We start from the raw sequence: 19,039 nt of genomic DNA on the forward strand, positions 1-19,039 counted from the left end.
TGTCAAAGTCGGGATAAAAAACTCAGTCTTAATACAAAAAAAGCTAAATTATCGACCTTCAACGCAGAAAAAGGACAAGGACAAAATCACTCCCAGGCAAAAAACTATAAAGACCCATTAGCGTTTAGTATAGATAATAGAACAGGCAATGTTTCGATTAATGAAAACATTATAAAACTGCCGGGTAAGAGTAGTAGTTTAGCCCTGGCTTTAAGCCTGCAATATGACCAATCCAGCGCTGAGTTTCAACAAAAAAATAACCAAAAACGAAACCTGCTAGGCTTGCCACCTGGCTGGAACTATGGTTTAAGCTATATTGACCACGATCAAAGCGGCAAACAGGTTTTGCACGTTAATGGTAGTACCAGTTACCAAATACAAAGTAACTGGAAAACAAAAGACGGTATTAATACAAGCCTACGTTATTATGATGTTGGCAACATGAAGTTTTATAATGGATTTAATGATAAAACCCCTTGTGACAATACGATAAAATATGCAAGCAAACTTGTTTACCTTAATGGCCTTACCCAGTATTTTAGCGCAGGTGGTTTACTGTTGTGCCAACAAGATAACTTCAACAACACAATTAGCTATACATATCAACTTGAACAAGGTGCTTTGGGGGAAGCAACACCATATAATGCGACCCTTACTGCTGTCACAGGCTCCTATGGGCAAAAGATTAATATTACCGATGATGGAATGGGATCAATTCACATCATACTGCCAGATAAGCGCCAGTATACACTTAATTATAACAATATAGCCTTACAAAGTATCACAGCACCAGATGGGGCGATTAGCACCATTAAATATATGACCATAACGCCAACCCAAGGCACGAGCAGCAGTTATGTCTTACCACAAAAAATTGCAACTGAGACTGGACTTGTGGTCGATTTATCGTACGGTAGTATTTTAGCATGCCCTGGCTCAAGCCTTAACGGTTCATGCATTGGTCAGCAAACAATTGCTTTACCTGTTGTGATAAAAACGCTGTCTTACCCAGAAGGCACAAATAGCAATAATGTACTTGAAACAGATTATAATTTCAATGTTAACAATGGGCATGGTGGGTACAGCAGTAATTATACAGGCTATCCCTATTACTCACCCTATGGTATCAATGCTGCCAATAACGGGCTGGATGGTTTAATGGAAAACAGCAGTATTGCAAATCCATACCAGGTAAAAGTGACACAAGATAATAACCAGACTGGAAAACGCATTAGCGCTTTATACACTTATAACCCTTTGCACCTATTAGCTGAGAAAAAGCAATATGACAGTCAAGGTAACATTATTGCAGATACGGTATACCGCTATCCTGCTAACGTTTCAGGCAGCAGCATTAAGGTATTGCCTGTTTCGCAGCTACCAAGCAACTATCAAATGCCTGACTGGGTTGCCAGTTGCAAATATAATCCTGGCGAAGATGCTGGACGTTATCACTTAGTGACGACTTCATTTAATGCACAAGGGTTACCAACGACAGTGAAAACTTATGATGGCGTTGAAAACAGCGGAAACCAACAGTCATGTGACCCGCATGTTACGTTGTCACCTTCAATGCTCTCAAACCTTCTGCAAACTGTGCAGACAACCACCTATGATGTGCCTGCTGGGGCACCACAGGAAGATGATGGCGTATATGGTCTACCTGTTACTCAAGAGACTGTCAATTACCAGCATGATGGCGTAACTTCATCACACGTAAATACGTTGAAACTCAATACTTTAAGCGCTGATGGCAAAGTCATACAGTCAAGTATTACCGGTGCAGTTAAAGATACCCCTGCACTTACTAGCCTGCTTGGTAGAGTAAAACAACGGGCTCAACTGGCATCAATGATGGCAGAAGATATATCTAACGCTATTGATTGGGACACCAGTAAAGGCTTACCAAAACAAACCAACTACCAATACGATAGTGCTGGGCGCAATACTTTCAGCAGCCTTTCCTGGTATCAATCACCCACGCTTATGATGACTTTAGATAATCAGTTACCTTCTGGACCTGGTAGCACACAAAGTACAACCAACTACAAACAATTACCAGCAACGAATTTTAACTGTGTCAGTAATATCCAGAACCCTGTTTTACAAATCACATCAACAGACGCGCTTGGTCATAGCAGCATTAAAGATATATGTTTATCAAATGGAGAGCTTTTATCTCAAACAGATGCAAATGGCAACACGACGCAATATCGCTACAATGCTGCTGGCCAAAAAACAGCAGAGCTACAACCCAACGGTGTTTGCACCGCAACACAAATATTCTATGCAAATAATGATCAGGTTGCACAAACCGATGCCTGTATTAACAGTACCGTCACACGACCTGTTTTGCCTGATGGGCTTACTGGAAACATTAGCATACAGGTAATGCATGACCTGTCAAAAAACAGCGTTAAAAGCGCATTAAATGGCGATCAGAATATCAAGGTTTTTGACGGTGCAGGCCACACATTGGCTGTACTTGATAATTTAGGAAATAATGGGAATCTCCGAGTACTCGAGAAAGATCAATATAATGATTTTGGACAACTAAAAAGCAAAACAAAGTGGCCTGATAGCTTGAATCTTACCTCTACCTATGCTTATGATGATCAAGGGCGCCAAATAAGCATCACTGATCCACAAGGTAATACAAGCTCCAAGCTTTATGATGATTTAAACCAACGGTACATGAGCTGTTTTAATGGCTATAAGCAGAGCATCGTGTTCTTAAATAATAAAGGTAAGCCAAAATCAAGCTTCTCAATCCCTTTACCGACACAACGCAGCATGACATTTATCGCGCAATCATCAGATGCAACAAAAGGCAACTGTTCCTGGAGCGATGGCAATGCCAGTTTAACCAGTTTGCTCGCAACAGCAGTATCAGATAATGATGATACCTTATCAGCACAGCAGTTTTATGATGGTTTAGGCAACCCTATCAATACGATTGTCGGCGATTATCAGTCAGACAAAGCACTAACTTTTGGCACAATGTCTACTGAAATGATGGCACGCTTAGATGCAAATTCTGGAGACTACCAGTGCAAACCTGGACAATCTGACTGTACAAATGCACATTCAAAATACGACTTCTCAAATAAACTGACCCAGTATCTTGTCACTGGCAACTACCAAAGTAATGGCCAAATTACGCAGCAGGTAGCACAAAGCAACTGGACACGTGATTTATTTGGTAACACCGCAACCAAAACACTTGTCATCCAAAACGGTAATAGCACATCACAAACAAGTAATTTTGCGCTAACAGATGAAGATATTGCACATTCAGATAGTTATGTTTATAACAAAATTAATAAGCTGATCTCAGAATCAACACCAGCACCTGCACCAGAAAACTCCAGTCTATATGACCCTAACTATAAACAGCATACGGAGTACTGGGCGTATGATAATGTTGGCAACATGATCACACATACCAGTTTTGCCGGCGTTAAATTCTATTCTCAATATGACAATATGAACCGTAATACGCAAATTTGCTATTACGACCCACAAGATCCATCTGACCCAAGTAATCCTTATTATGTAACACAGTTCAAATACGACACAATCAGCGGACAGCCATTGGCAGCCTATAAATTTGATGTCGCAGATACTAAAAATTGCACACCTGGCGCATTTAACCCTGTAACAAGACCAGATGATGCTTCTGCCATCAGTTATGATTATGACGACGCTGGCAACACGATTAGCAAAACCGTATTTGACCCTGCTGTCGGACTTGTTGGCAAAACACAAGATCAGGGTATCACACTTACTAACGGCTATGATCACCAAAATCGATTAACCTGCACTTCTGATGCTGTTGCATTTAATCATGGCCAATCTTGCCCTGCTTACTTTGAAGTGGGTAAAGTGGCAGACCCTGGACAATATGTGACAACTTATCAATATTACAGTGCAGCAGACCCGCAAAAGCAAGGCGAGCTTCAAGCTGTTTGTCGTGGTAGTGATTGTGTCATATATGATTATTACACTAAAAACATGGATAATGGTGCCTATCAAGCCTATGCAGGCAAGATAATGAGTAAAGCGATTATCCATAATCCGGCAAGCAGTTTTGATCCAACGAAATTGCCAAGTACAAATAGCCTAAGCTCATGTTCAGTTGCCGGTGATAAACCGTGTATTATCTCAGATACATTTTATAACTATGATGATCAAAAACGCCCATTGAGCATTACAACGTGCAAAGATGCACAATGTAACCCATCAAACCCGACAGCAAATGATGTCATACTCAGCATTAGCTACCGTTATGATCATCTAAGCCGGATTATTGAAACAGTGCATCAATCTGGCGAATATCCAGATAATCTTGATTTAAACTATGATGAGAGCTATGCATATGACGCATTAAGCCGCCTAACCATGGACACTGTTTACAAGATTACACCCATAGGTGCTGGTATGTCTGCGCTTAGTGTCAGTGATGGTGCACAAATCCAAAAGACGCAATATAGTTATGACTCTGCAGGAAATGTGATATGCAAGGCTGTGAACAATAGCTTTGCAGGCATGGATGACACGGGGCTTAAAACTTACCGACAAACATTTAGTTATAACGTTGACAACCAGCTGATAAACGAAACCACTCAGGATACCAGCAGTACACTTGCACAAACCACCTGCTAGGGGAAACTCAAGATGCAACGCTATTGTCTTTTCTTTGTTACATTGCCTTTAATATGCCTTGTACCCTCTGTTTTTTATGCGTGTCATATACGCTATGATGACAATGGCAATATGATACAAGATGTATTATGTAACCTTTATGCGTATAATGCGCAAAATGCATTAATTTCTTTTAAGCATAAGGCTGCACAAAAAACAGTACTTTTCCGCTACAATGCAGAAGGGCTATTAGAATCAAAGACAATAGCATCTAAACAACGTTTATACATTTACAGCGCAGATGGAAAGTTAATAAACAGTCTTATTAAGACACAAGCCCTTGCATCAGCGTATTTGGCAAAAGATGTGCGTATTGTCATGGATAATCATATAACAAAACAACAATATCTGGTTTCTGGTGCATTAGGCACAAATTTCCTACAGTTAAATACACACAGCGGGATATCACAGCATTTTAACTATCAAAGCTTTGGTGAATTAGCAGATTTTGCGGGGAGCGATGCCAGGGATGGCGAAAAAGGTTTTAATGCATTGCCTTTGTTATACCATGGTCAATACCAGGATATAACAACTGGGCTTATTTACTTACATGCACGATTTTACAATCCAGGGTTGATGCGTTTTATGCAAAGAGATAGTTATCACTTCATGAACCGCTACTCATTTACAGATGATAACCCAATTAATAATACGGATCCAAGCGGACACATGAGCTTGGGGTTGATCGACATGATCGCAGGCACAGGTTTTGCCCTGGCAACCTCAGTTGCAACGGCACTTACACCTGAGTTTTCTTACCTGACTGCTTCTTTTTTTATGGCCGGCAATTCAGCCCCTGCCGGGATAGATATGAGTATTGATTTCTTTCATCATAAATTTCTTTCTGGCACTGCGAATGCTTTGCTTATGTTATCTGGTATTGCAGGTTCTGTATCAGCGCAACCTCAGATGGTATTGAAAGAGGCAAGGCAACTTGCTAATAATGGGCCCAAGCTCACGAAAGAGATAGAGACCTATCGATATTGGTCCGCAGTCAGTTCTAGCATTTTAGCAGGTGCAGCCTCAGGTTTAACTAATCCTTATATGTCCAAACATAATGGCGGCATATATAGCTCTGCGGCTATTAGCGCAACCGCAGGCTTTGCTAGCGGAAAGTTTTACGACTATTTAAATGGCCTCTTAGGAAAGAGTAAGGTGATATGGAAAAATGTATTGCTTGGCAGTATCAGATCTGGCATCAGTGGTATTATCAGCGCATCACCTGTTCTTATCACTCAAGGGTTAAAAGGCAAGCTTACAGCAGAGGATGGCGTGTCTCAGGGCATTCCTTTTCTTTTTGGTGGAATATCAGGCGTAAGCCAAAATTACCTTACAGAGGCATACGAAGGCAAAAATTCTGTTCGTTTAGCAGGCGCAAGTATGTTCCGCACGAGTTATCTTTTTATTAAACCACCTATTGCCAATGCCGTATCTTCAGGAACACTTAATACACTTTTTAACAGTTAATATTTATAGGGGAATGTTACAAACATGAAAATATTTAAAATGACGACCACAGGCATATTGACAAGCCTTGTACTGTTCAATGTAAGCCTGGCAAATTGTCAATTTACTTATGACAATAACGGCAATTTAGTCAGTGACAGTCAATGTAACCGGTATCAGTACAACGATGCCAATCAACTGACAGGTTACTTCAATGCACAGTCTAAAGTGCAATACTATTATCATTATAATGCCACAGGCTTACGCGATGGTAAAATATATAACCAAATGAAAATTGGCTTTATCTATACTGGCAACCAGCAAATCAGCAGCAGCGTTGAGGCAGGAAAAAATACAGCTTCTGCCTATTTGCAACATCAGGTGCGCTATATCGAACAGAAAAACCAGGAGTTTACTCAGTATTTTGCGCAGTCTCATCACAACCAGGTTGATCTGATTTTAAATAATAAGCTTGATATTACAAACCAATATAATTACACCCCTTATGGCCAGGCACGCTTTATGCGTAAACCCAAATCCTCTAATAGTGACCCGCTTTTTAATAATCCACTGGGTTATGATGGCGAGTATAAGGATACTGAAAGTGGACTTGTCTACCTTCGTGCACGCTTTTACAGTCCAGATTTCATGCATTTTATACAACGCGATAGTTATCAGCTAAGCAATCGCTATACCTTTGCCAACGATAATCCTATTAATATGATTGACCCACAAGGCCACTCTCCATTTACTGATTTCTTCAACAATATACCAAAGGAGAAATATACTTTTCTCTCAGCGTTTGCCATGATACTCACTGGTACCGCCGTGATGGCAGCTACCGGGGGTGCAGGATTATTTGGTGAAGGCGCCATTTTTTCATCAGAGTCTGAGGATGGAATGCTCTATGGCTTTGCACGCTCCATTGGAGGCGGGAAAGTGAAAAATATTATTAACGGTCTTCTTCATGCAGGAGCTGCGGCTGATTTTTCCACCGGGATGAGTGCAGCCAGTCTCGTTACTCGAGGTATAAGTCTATATAAAGGCAATAAGATTAGGAAAAGCTTTGCCAATAAACAATTACCCGTTGCTGCAATTACAGGTGCAGCAACGGGTCTTGCTAGTTTTATGAGCTCAGGTATTGGTAGTGCTGTCACAAGTGGTCTTGGCAAAAGTAGCTTAGGTGCTAAACTTCTAGGCTATGGTGCTGATAGCATTATTCAAGGTGGAATTGGTGCATCTTCTGGTATTGCTTATGCCGAGGCTAGGGCAAAGTACGTCTATGGTGCTGATCTCCCCGTCAGTGATTTATTAACCCCTGCACTTGTTGGTGGTGGTATCGGCTTTTTGGGCGGTCTCGGAATACGCTATGCTAACGCACCTAAAGCTGAAGCTGGCGATGCTCCTATAGTAGCTGACGATGCTCCTGCACCTGCACCTGAAGCTGGCGGTGCTGAAAATGACGCAGAACCTCTACTAAATGAGGAAGGGTCTCTAGCAAATGACGAAGGATCTAGAACTGACTCAGCACCTCTACTAGCAGTATCTCCAGTTGACAATGCTTTGCCACTCCTGAGCTCTAACTTAAGCTCGGATGATATATAAGGTAAATTTATACACAATAAGAGGAACTATTAATGAATATCACAACAAAAAAAAGTTTTTTATATACCATGCTATTGGCTGCGGCAACTGCCGGCTTTGCTAATCGCCAACCCATTAAGATTAATAACAACACGGATACCCCTTTGGCGTATAATGTCATTTTATATCATGATACCAGCATGGCAGGCGGTGCTCAGCAAGGTGTTATCAACGCCAAAAGCAATACTGTGTTATACGTCAACAAAGATTTTTGGATAGACACCGGTGATGATGGTTTATCTACCGTATTTTGCGGTGGGGCTATTCCTGATCATGATAATGGCGTTAGCAGCACAGACTGCTCGATATTTGCCTTGGATTTGTTCCCTAACCTGGTTGATGCCAATGACAGCTTAAAAGAAGCCCCACTGAGTGTTGATTTCACAGGAACACAAAACACTAATCGCGCTCACTCTATGGCAGCAAATGGTTTTGGTAATACCGATAGCCAATATAATGTAAGCTATGGCTACAACTGCTCAACAAGCAATCAAGGCGTTCCCATGAGTGATACCATTTCTTTTGACGGTGAATGCAATATGGTGATCAACGTCAATAAAACAGCCAATCCAAATTTACCCAAAATCAACACCAGCCTGGTTACTGCTGGCAGCAGTAATTTTGGATTTATTCCAGATGACCATAGTTTATATCGCATTGAGATTGATCGTGCACAAAACGACCAGGCTGCTGTAACCCCACCACTTAATGGTATTTTTTATCAAGTAAAAACACAAGACAATAAAATTTATTATTTTTATCCTACTACAGGACTGATCTATAACCAAAATGGTACGGTATCTCCCAATAATTTCTCATTTTATCTCAGCCTGCCTAAAACTGATAAAACTGCTGATATTACTGAGTGTACCAGCGATTTCCTTGCCAAAAATAATAGCAGCACCCCCGTGTGCCACCATCAAATCTGGCGCCAATCGATACAATTAAATAACGATAGTAATAAGGGGCGCTATAATATTAATGATACGGTCAGTCTGAGTTTAATTAATACGCAAGAATCATCAGTATATGATGATGGCAGTTTCGCACTACCAGTGCTTGTAACGATTAAAGATCAGAATAATAATATCATCCCCAGCACTGATCCTGTTTATCAACACTTGTTTTTTGTCGATAGCGAACGTAATCAGATTATCACGAATGATATTTCCAACACAAGTGGTGTGGCGGTTGTATCAGCCGAAAATGCCTGGCTACACGGCCTTATGGGCAACAGTAACTATGCAACAAAGTATACTTATGCTGATAATATTTCTAACCCAAATAATGGTAAAATGTTCTATGTGTATTCAACAAGCCCAACAAACCTTAGTATTGCGCCTGCTTTATGTGTGAACAGCGACACATCAGTTTCCTGTTTATCTGGCATTTCAAGTCTCTCACCAACAAATATTAATACTTTGCATATCACCGATGATAGTAATAATAATAGTGTTTATGCATCTCCTAACGCACCGTCGCCATCTCGTAACTTACTCCTGCGACATACCAGCACTACCGCTGGCGATGAGTGTGGCAAACTTGAAAACCCAAATACCCCCGCATTAAACTATGTTTTAAACAGCCGCCCTTTACCTGATCCAAATGACAATATTCCTTATGGTGCCTATTATGTTCTGCCAGGTTTATCTGACTGCACGCTTGATCATGGTATTTTCTGTAACAACACTGCAAGAAAAAACTCAGGATATTTTGGGAACATTCACTACTACCTGCAAGATGACAATAATAATACTTCCCTGCAACTTATAAACTTCAGTTATTTAAACGATAGCGAAAGCTGCAACAATAGTAATAGCTGTACACATGTGAGTAACATGCTATGGACCAAGCAACTGAATTTAAGTGATAACTATGATTACAGCAACACTTGGCAAGGCAGTTATCAGCATAAAGATAGCCCCAAAGGCGATCATGCTATTTTATTTGATAATTGTGGTGATGCAGTTAAATACGCAATGCCTGATAATGCGCCTGACAGAAGCACCCCAAATTCCGGCTCTGAACAATTTCAAGGTGATGTTGTTTTTGTTAATGAGTTTCCATACCCAATCGTACTTCGCCTGACCTCTTTGTCAGATAATGGCATCCAGGCGACTAAACTTGGTGATGGTATTGTTATTGGCGCACACAACTCCGCACGTATAAATCTGGCAAACTCAAATGTTCATCAAGAAACTGCCGGGATTGAAATAGATAATGTTGCTGGTATGAGATTGTTTAGTTATCAGCTTACAAGCGCTGTATTTAAGCAGGATGATGGTAACCCTTATAGCTCACATGGGCTATTAGGAGGTACTGGAGTTGCACCGATTGGTAATCCAGCTTGCAACACGCCGGTTTATGTCCAGGCCTTTTATAAGAAAAATGGCAGTCTTGATGGTGATGCCGTTGGGCAAGCCGCAGGGATGGTCGTCATGATGCCATATACCCAGGATACCTCTAAGTTTAATCAGGTGAATGACTTCCACAACAACATGTTATCAGGCAATGGAGACGTGCTTCGCGTAAATCCATATACGTGCACACCTGCTAACTGATAGCGTTCTAGGGATAAAGTATATCTTTATCACAAACCATTTGTGATAAAGATATTTATATTGTGTTTTCATGATACTAAATTTGATGATAATTTGCAGATGCTTAGTGCAAAAGCTTATTAAATGTTCATGTGAAAAATTTGTTTAGCGTAGGAATTATCAATGGAAAATAAAAATAACATTTTTATCGCTTGTGCTTGTCTTCTAATCGTTTCATTAATTGGGATTATTGTTTTTGCTGCATATATAGATTTTACAAGTGATCAAGCTATACAAACGTTAAAGTTGCAACAACAGAAACTATTACCTGTTGTGCCAGAAAATGGTAGGTAGTATATACCACTGGTGAACCATTTTTGTAAAATCGAATGGAGGCGTAAAATGCAAAAATATAACTTATACGTGCTGTTAGCAAGCACTTTGCTTAGCAGTTTTACATCGGCTACATGTAACTTAAGCTACGATGCCAATGGCAGCTTAATGATAGATACACAATGCAATCGCTATCAATACAATGCTAAAGAACAACTCATTGGCATAAAATCGCCTGAAAAAGCCCTGCAATGTCACTATACCTATAGCCCAGAAGGTTTACGAAATGCAAAAACCTGCAGGTCATCTGATAATCATCATATGCAGCTTAACTTTATTTATCAAAACAATCAGTTAATCAATGCTGAGGATACACAGCATAATAGTCAAAGTGCTTATTTGTCTAAGGATGCACGTTATCTTGCCAATGCTTTTAATCAACACGCTTATTACTTCTCGGCTGCCAAGCATGGCACGACGGATTTACTGTTAAGCTCTTCTACAAAGCTCAAGAAAGTTTATAATTTTTCAAGCTATGGGCAACAGCGTTTGTTCTCTAAAAATAAGCCTCTAGGCACGATAAGTTTCTCTCAACCCTTGGCATATAACCCATTGACGTACGATGGTGAATACCAGGATCCAGAAACCGGATTTGTTTACCTAAGGGCACGCTTTTATAACTTACAACAGATGCGTTTTATGCAAAGGGATAGCTATAATCTTCTTAATCGTTACAATGCTTTTGATGATAACCCGGTTAGTAACACTGACCCCAGCGGCCACAGCAGTATTGGCGATTTTTTCAGCACTGACATTGGTGCCGGCTTAGCCTCAAGTATGAGCAGTATGATGCTGTTTGGTGCACTAGCACCATTTGCTGGAGAAGGCATAATGGGGATAAGTATTGCATTGCCGGCGTTGAGTAATTACCTATACACAGGGCTTCGCTCGCATCAATGGTCTGGGAAAAGACAACTAGATGTATTGGGTATAACTGCTGCATCCTTACCTGGCGGGGCTATCTTGAGTATGGGACCTGCCTTTGCATTAGCAGGATTAACTGATATTGATGAATTACAAGAGGCAATAACTAAATCCGTTTTTTTAACCCTGATGAGTTCATCTGTAGAGTCTGCCGGACAAAGCGCGTATTCCGGTAAATTTCAATGGCAATCACTGCTTGTGAACATTGCAATAAATGGGTTATCTTCAGGTGTTTATGGTACTTATATTTATAAAAGTGCGCCTGCAGCACAGGAGAATGAGGATATTGTAGAATTAGCATTACTCGCAGGTGATGATTCTGCTGTTGATAGCTCTGATTCGGGAAGTGGTGATGATTCTGCTCATAATAGCTCTGATTCGGGAAGCATAGAATTACAAGATATAGGCACTATAAACGCCAGTGAAAAGCCACAAGACCCTATATCTCAAGAACCAATTCAGACAGGTGAAAAGGTTTATACACATGCCCCACCCCAAGGCAGTGAAGCTAGACACTTTGTAGCTATTGAAAATTTGCCTGAAGCCCATCGGCAAGAAGTTCTCAGGCGCTGCCCTCAGTGTAGGGCGGCAGCAATGGACCAGATAGCGATACTTAATATTGTAGATGAATGAAACGGTATATTAGTGTCCATTATTAATGGTTGAATGCTGTTCAATACAGTGATCTGGCATTGTATTCAATAAGCTTGCCATTTTCTTTGAAATACGCTCCTTTTGTGCTCTGACAAACATAATAAAGCCATTATTTTTATTGAAAACATAATGGATTGCCTCGTAATCTCCATCACTATTGCCTGCATAAAACACAACCTTTTTATGTGTATATGGCTCAATGTAATACTGTATAGCCCTGGCTTTTCCTTCTTTATCTACAGGATATTTCATTGGATTAATTGCATTGTCTTTTGGGTTTTTGGTGAAAACAGCATTATATTGCTGTGTAAATTCTCCATTTTTATTCAGTAAACTGTCATTGCCGACAATATTTCCAAGCATTGCATTACTTTTAGGGGGTTGAATGTCAAATTTATAATGTATATTTGGCTTATAATACAGCTTGCTTTCAATTTGGTGGATAAGCTGGCTAACAAAATAAGGGTTGCTCCCTGTGATAATCCACAACTTAAATCCATGATTGTGGACATATTGCATCACATCTAACGTCTTATAAAAAACATAATGCTCAACAGGGTAGGCTTTTAAGTAATTTTTAATACTATGATTAATCTCAGAAATGCGCATACCAGCAAGTAATGCCGCTGCACCTGAAAATTTACCATAATTGCTTGGAGCGGCATTGGTTCTACCCTCTTGGAATAAAACCTGGTTAATCGCGCCTGAGAAAGAAACAAATGCAGGCAATAGTTTATTATTTTTACCTTTATGTTCCGCCATATAAATAAACCAACCAGGCTGTCCTGCAAACGAGTGATTCTTTAAAGCACCAGATTTAAGTTTGATTGATTCACTATAAGCAGTGCCATCCCAATCAAAGGCAGCAATTTCACCTTTACCAGCATAAGGCTTAAGATGCTGTACAAGTTTATCAAGCTTCTTTAATACCACCGGGCTTTGGCAATTCCAGTGTGGAAAGCTTGTTTTGCATTGCGCTATACTAAGCTTATTTGCTACACTATTTTCTGTCAGCAATAATACAGCTAGCAGGGTTAGATAGTGTTTTTTTTTATAAAGCATAAAGTACCCTTTGTTTCATCCATAAACCAAGTCTTTCAGTTTACCAATACTTAATGCCTATTGTCATAGAGTAAACTCAATATTTTATCTATAGACACCGAAAACATATTCAGGTTGAATGATGATATAGCATTGGTAAATCATTTTTGTAAAATCGAATCGAGGCGTAAAATGCAAAAATATAAATTATATGCGTTGTTATCCAGCATCTTACTAAGCAGTTTCGCATCTGCTGCATGCAACCTCACCTACAATGCCAATGGCAGTTTAATGATAGATACACAATGCAATCACTACCAATATAATGCCAAGGAGCAGCTAATTGCAATAAAATCGCCTAAAAGGGGTTTGCAGTGTAACTATACCTATAGTCCAGAAGGTTTACGAGATGCAAAAATCTGTAGATCATCTGATAATCACCGTCTGCAACTTGATTTTATTTATCAGAATAATCAGTTAATCAATGCTGAGGATAGGCAGCATAACAGCCAAAGTGCTTATTTAGGCAAGGATGTCCGCTATGTTGTCAACGCTTTTAAGCAAAATGCCTATTACTTCTCAGCCGCCGTGCACAGCACGACAAGTTTGTTATTGACCGCAACAGCCAATTTAAAACAAACTTATAATTTTTCAAGCTATGGGCAAAATCGTCTGTTCGTTCAAAACAATCCCTCAAGGCCCATTAACTTCTCTCAACCTCTGACATATAACCCATTAACGTATGATGGTGAATACCAGGACCCAGAAACCGGGTTTGTGTATTTAAGGGCACGATTTTATAATCCAAGACAGTTACGTTTTATGCAAAGGGATAACTATAATATTTTAAATCGCTATAATGCTTTTGATAATAATCCAATTAGTAATACCGACCCATCAGGGCATTTTTCTTTAAGTAGCTTATCTTTATATTCATCAATTGCCTCTATGGGGTTTGGACTTATTGCACCAATCACCATTTTACCCGAGGCCTTGCCCTTTATGTATGGGCTAAGTGGTGTACTAAATGTATTTTCAACAGGAATCAGCATGATTGGTGATCATACGGCATCACACCTTGCTGGTAACGCGATGGCCATGACGGGTATGGCTTTATCAACCGTTGGTATGATGAGTAAATCATCTCTCGTAAATTTTGGCTTAAACCTTGCAGATAATACCTTAGAAGGTGCGGCAATGCCAATGATATCATCAGATCAAGGCGGCATAAGTGCCAAGAAAATGGCTTATGGCGCACTGGCGGCATTGCCAACAGCCATTTTCCTGGCAGGGACTTCTGCTTACCTATTTCGTAGTTTAAAAGATGCAGAGGGAAATCTTATTGGTAGTGAAAAAACCTGGGGACAAACAATTCTGGCACCTGATGCTGGTTTAAAAAACCTTGATGTTGGTGCGGAAAAGGTTGCAGCGCGAGAAACTCGTTCTGTACTGATATATGCAAAACCAATGTTACTCGGCGGGATACGAACTGCATCCGCCGAGTATATTAGAAAGGCCACTTTCTTTCCAATCTCACAGGCACTTGGTGAGCATTATCAATATACAAAAACCTCACTTGCCACCAATATGCTATTAGGCGCTGCCTCTGGTGCCTATATGTTTAGCTCAATGGCATATATTGACAGAAATATTGATGGCTCTACCAGAACTTTTATGCGTGAGCCAATAAATAAATTTTCGTATAATTTTTTCTCATCCGGCTGGAGTGTACAGTTTGGTTTGCCGACCCTGGAATCCATCTAACTGTCAAATAGAAATTTTCGGTTTGTTTCCCTATAGAGTTTTTCACGTTAGGTATTTATCATCCGCCCTTACAATCAGCGCTTTATAGCGCAAAAGACATGCTTATGATAACCAAAAAGCCGGACAATTTTCTTTATTGTGAAAATGGTCCTTTTGTGCTTTCACATGTTGAGTTGCCTGCGGTTGCTGCTATTGAAGGCTATCAAGATAATATAACCGGCGCTCAATGCAAAGTGTACCCTGATAAAAATGGTAACTTCCAGCTTGTTATCACGCGTGGAAGTTTGCTTCATCCCGAAAGTACTTCAATACTTAATGTTAAAACATTGCCCAAATATTTAACGTCTTATCATGATGGGAACTTAAGTGTAATACGCTGGAATCAAGGTTAGCTTAATATCTACCTGCATGTAGGCACAGAAATTACAAATAATTTACGATACTTAATTGCAAAATCACTCAGTGCGCGATGTTTTTCTCCATTTGGTCAGCTTCAGTAATGGTCGATTTAAACTTTAAGGCATCGTTTAAAGCCCTTTGTACTAATACCTGACTTTTAAATAGGCAAGAGCTATACCCTCATATACCGATAAGAGCAGTGATATAGAAAAAGGATAAATTACTCAATAGTTTTTATCCCAGCAAGCATCTAATATTATACAGGTTCTGCTTAAGTTGACTTGGTATAATTTAAGCAATTTAACATTCATAACCAGGAGAGGATGATATGATAAAGGAAATTACAATGAATAAATCCATTGTCATCGCTACAATGGCAGTATTGAGCTGTATGGGAACAAAAAGTTTCGCCGTTTCAACTGACTTTCGTGCATGCAACATGACTGATTTAAGCATAATTCGCGGAGCTCATGCTGAAGATGGTCCCGATTATGCGGCAGTAATATATCCAGGTAAATGCCAGGAAATTGAGAACTCAGGCGCAAATGAAACTATTGCTTTTTATGACCCAAATCAAAGAAATAAACTATTATGTCAATTTACCGTAACTGGAATAGCAACACATGCTTTCTGGAGTAGTAGTCTAGCAACAGGTTATGTAGGCCCTCACGCTTCAGGTTATACATGTGGTTTTACTGAAAACAATATTCTTGTACCATCAGGCTCTGATGCGTCTAAATATGCTTGTAGCAATTATAGTGATTATAGTGATGACAATTGCGATATTGGGTTATTCAAGAGCTAAAATCAATGCATATGGTGAAACCGGATTCAACTGCAAACTCTCGGTGGCCCTTTATGCATTCAGCCCTGTTATTGTCTTATATATAATGCTTCACTCGTGATATACATCAAGGGTAGCATCTATCTACCCACCTTTTCACTTAAATGACTCACTCTCTACTTCTCCACGAAAACACACCTTTTGTCAACGGTTTCCACATACCACCGATATAAGCCCCGTGAAGTCCCACTACTGTTAAATCATGAGGCTTTATTGATCCATGATAGATATACTTTGCCTGTATTTTAGCAACTGCAACACCCATTGATGCTGCCACTCCACCTTGTAAAATGCTACCTATTGGTGCTGTCAGAAGATCTTTATAAGTACCAAGCTTAGAGGATAGCTTATTAACAAACCATTTCTCCCCCATACCTGCAAGTCCGCCTATTGCACCGACCACAGCAGAAACCCTCACCTCTTGCCATAAAAAATCATGAAGAATTCGATTCCCACGATACAGACTCCTGCCTTTCCCGGCTATGGTTTCCATCTGCATCCCTGTAGCTATGGCGCTGCCTCCGCCAACACGAGAAATAAAACGAGCGGTGCCTGCTGATACTGACCATAACGACCATGATGCAGCTTGACCAGCATCTTCTGCTATAGCATCAGAGCCTTTCCACCAACTTACAATTTCAGGCGCATCATAAGTGACAAGCCCTGCCGCCATAATACCAAACCCTATACCAAAGGTTTTACGATGATCAAACGCCGTATTTATATCAAAATGATCCATCTGCTGTTGTATACTGGCAGACCAGCTGGAAAAATCTTCAAATTTTTTTGCAAGCATCCTATTGTTTCCACTGAAAAATCTACCACCTTCTGAGGCACCATCAGCAACATCTAGCACAGCACTGAGTATGCCAAATGCCATCGAGGCATGCCCCAGTCTTCCGCTTAAGCCACCATTAGTATGGTTAGCAGCAATATTTAATGCACCGGATGTTATACCTGATATGCCTGCAAAAACAGGCGCCAAAGCACCATCACTGGCGACAGTCGCCACCACGCCTGCAGCAATTGCTAATCCACCAAAAAAATCTCCCCAGTTAAAATGTCCCGTTGGGTCAATATTGCCAACAGGATCATCGTTACCAAACGCATAGCGATTGAAAAACGGATAACTATCGCGTGCCATAAATCGTTGCAAACGCGGATTGTAATAGCGCGCGTTCAGATAAACAAGTCCGCTTTCAGCATCACGATATTCACCATCATAAGCAAATGGATTGGCGGATAAGCCCAAACGCTCCCCCGACGACACGCTGCTATTTGCAATAGCAGCACTGCCCCAATGCGTTAGAATATTACCAAAACTATCATAAGCTGTAGCACCAATAAGCTTACCTGTGGCATCTGTTTCTGCTGATACATCGCCATGATGGTCATTTAAAAAATAATCAACGCTCAGCTTGCCTGGCATTTCTAAATAACGAATATCATGGCCTTGACCAATTAAATAATGCGTCAACCCGCCTGCAGAGGAGACTGTGTTTGTCAACACACCACCATCATTATAAAAAGTAAGGGTGATTTGGCCATCACTTTTATACTGACGCATGCCGCTAGGATAATAACCATATTGATAGTGTTTGTTATCATCCACCGCTGTAAAACTTTCCAACTGATTATAGGCATTGTAATGATACTGATTGCCTAAATCGTCAACGATCACATTGCCATTGGCATCATACTTCAACGGCCTTGCACCATCAACGGATATTAATTGGTCTTCCGCATTATACTGATAGCTTTCTGTATTCGCCTTATTGCCTGCAGTGCTTAGCGCAGTAATATTGCCGTTATCATCGTAATGATAGATCGTTGTTGATTTATCTGTTCCTGTGATATTAACCGTAGCCAACCTACCGGCAGCATCATAATGATAGCTATAGCTGTCCCCTAATATATTACTTTGCGCTTTCGTGTAATCTACGACATGTTTAGCAATAAGCTGACCTTGATTATTGTAAGCATAGTCTACTTCATGAATCAACTCCCCATCTGCATTGGTCGTTGTTGCATTTGCAAGCGCTCGATATGGGTTTGTGTTGCTTTGGGTATAATCATAGGTAACTTTCATTCCATTGCCAAACTGCAAAGCGCATAGTTCATTGCCGTGACAGCTTTCTGTCGTACCATGATAGTCATAGCTTTCCTGGCCTTGCAAATTATGCTTACTATCATACAGACGAATATCAACAAGGTTAGCACCTGTATCCTTTTGCCCCCCATATTGGTTGCTCGTCACCCAGCCACCAATATCCGTAAAATCCTTTAGCTGACCTGAAGCCGTATAATCCCATGATTGCATTTTACCGTCAGCGTACTGTTTGCTGGTTTTACTGCCTGTCAGTGGGTCATAGCCATACGTAATAGTATCACTTAGCGTACCAGCTTGTGGATTTTCGTTTGCATCAATAACATCTCCGGTTAAATTAACATTGGAAATCTCACTTACGTTGCCTGTTTTCATATCATAACGTGTTTTAACACCTGTCACCGGAAACTGCGGCACACCATTTTTTAAGATAACTGACCAGTGCAATATAACTTGCCCAAGTTTATTGTACCTGACCTGAGCTAACGTTTGACAGTCCGCACCCACCCCATCCGGACATACGCCAATAGGACCTTTTGTTAACAATACTCTACCATCAGCATCATCAGTTAATCAAAA

The 19,039-nt window shown here is 40.4% G+C and carries 11 protein-coding genes; 9 read left to right on the top strand and 2 right to left on the bottom strand.

Features of this window, described 5'->3' with window-relative positions; all coding sequences use genetic code 11:
- The 6 genes from DNK84_RS12425 to DNK84_RS12445 all read left to right on the top strand — a co-directional run.
- A partial coding sequence (locus DNK84_RS12425) for an RHS repeat domain-containing protein (RefSeq protein WP_162902446.1) occupies positions 1-4,665 on the top strand: 4,665 nt, incomplete at its 5' end.
- A 12-nt stretch (positions 4,666-4,677) separates the two neighbouring features.
- Positions 4,678-6,171, top strand: a complete 1,494-nt coding sequence (locus tag DNK84_RS12430) for an RHS repeat domain-containing protein (RefSeq protein ID WP_119344805.1) — start codon at positions 4,678-4,680, stop codon at positions 6,169-6,171.
- Between the two features lie 24 nt (positions 6,172-6,195).
- A complete protein-coding gene (locus tag DNK84_RS12435; protein ID WP_119344806.1) occupies positions 6,196-7,755 on the top strand; it encodes an RHS repeat domain-containing protein in 1,560 nt (519 codons plus the stop codon).
- 32 nt (positions 7,756-7,787) lie between these two features.
- Positions 7,788-10,355 carry a hypothetical protein gene (locus tag DNK84_RS12440; protein ID WP_119344807.1) on the top strand — a complete coding sequence of 856 codons (2,568 nt, stop codon included), beginning with the start codon at positions 7,788-7,790 and terminating at the stop codon, positions 10,353-10,355.
- A 162-nt stretch (positions 10,356-10,517) separates the two neighbouring features.
- The gene (locus tag DNK84_RS14470; RefSeq protein WP_162902447.1) at positions 10,518-10,688 is read left to right on the top strand and encodes a hypothetical protein; all 171 of its coding nucleotides are present in this window, start codon (positions 10,518-10,520) and stop codon (positions 10,686-10,688) included.
- A gap of 48 nt (positions 10,689-10,736) precedes the next feature.
- Positions 10,737-12,284, top strand: coding sequence for an RHS repeat domain-containing protein (locus DNK84_RS12445; protein ID WP_119344808.1), 1,548 nt, complete (start codon positions 10,737-10,739; stop codon positions 12,282-12,284).
- A gap of 9 nt (positions 12,285-12,293) precedes the next feature.
- Here DNK84_RS12445 and DNK84_RS12450 read toward each other — a convergent pair whose 3' ends face one another.
- Positions 12,294-13,367 (bottom strand): HAD family hydrolase, encoded by a 1,074-nt coding sequence (locus DNK84_RS12450; RefSeq protein ID WP_119344809.1) that lies wholly within the window; start codon positions 13,365-13,367, stop codon positions 12,294-12,296.
- A 171-nt stretch (positions 13,368-13,538) separates the two neighbouring features.
- Here DNK84_RS12450 and DNK84_RS12455 point away from each other — a divergent pair, with 171 nt between their 5' ends.
- The 3 genes from DNK84_RS12455 (at position 13,539) to DNK84_RS12465 (ending at position 16,314) form a co-directional block, all read left to right on the top strand.
- The gene (locus tag DNK84_RS12455; protein WP_119344810.1) at positions 13,539-15,110 is read left to right on the top strand and encodes an RHS repeat-associated core domain-containing protein; all 1,572 of its coding nucleotides are present in this window, start codon (positions 13,539-13,541) and stop codon (positions 15,108-15,110) included.
- Between the two features lie 104 nt (positions 15,111-15,214).
- Positions 15,215-15,502 carry a hypothetical protein gene (locus DNK84_RS12460; protein WP_162902448.1) on the top strand — a complete coding sequence of 96 codons (288 nt, stop codon included), beginning with the start codon at positions 15,215-15,217 and terminating at the stop codon, positions 15,500-15,502.
- Between the two features lie 335 nt (positions 15,503-15,837).
- A complete protein-coding gene (locus tag DNK84_RS12465; RefSeq protein ID WP_119344812.1) occupies positions 15,838-16,314 on the top strand; it encodes a hypothetical protein in 477 nt (158 codons plus the stop codon).
- 148 nt (positions 16,315-16,462) lie between these two features.
- On the opposite strand, the gene DNK84_RS12470 is transcribed toward DNK84_RS12465, so the two are convergent.
- On the bottom strand, positions 16,463-19,006 hold the full coding sequence (locus DNK84_RS12470) for an RHS repeat domain-containing protein (RefSeq protein WP_119344813.1): 2,544 nt from the start codon (positions 19,004-19,006) through the stop codon (positions 16,463-16,465).
- Positions 19,007-19,039 lie beyond the last annotated feature (33 nt).

Origin of the sequence: Facilibium subflavum (assembly GCF_003574485.1) — a bacterium.
In the GTDB taxonomy this organism is placed as follows: domain Bacteria; phylum Pseudomonadota; class Gammaproteobacteria; order Francisellales; family Francisellaceae; genus Facilibium; species Facilibium subflavum.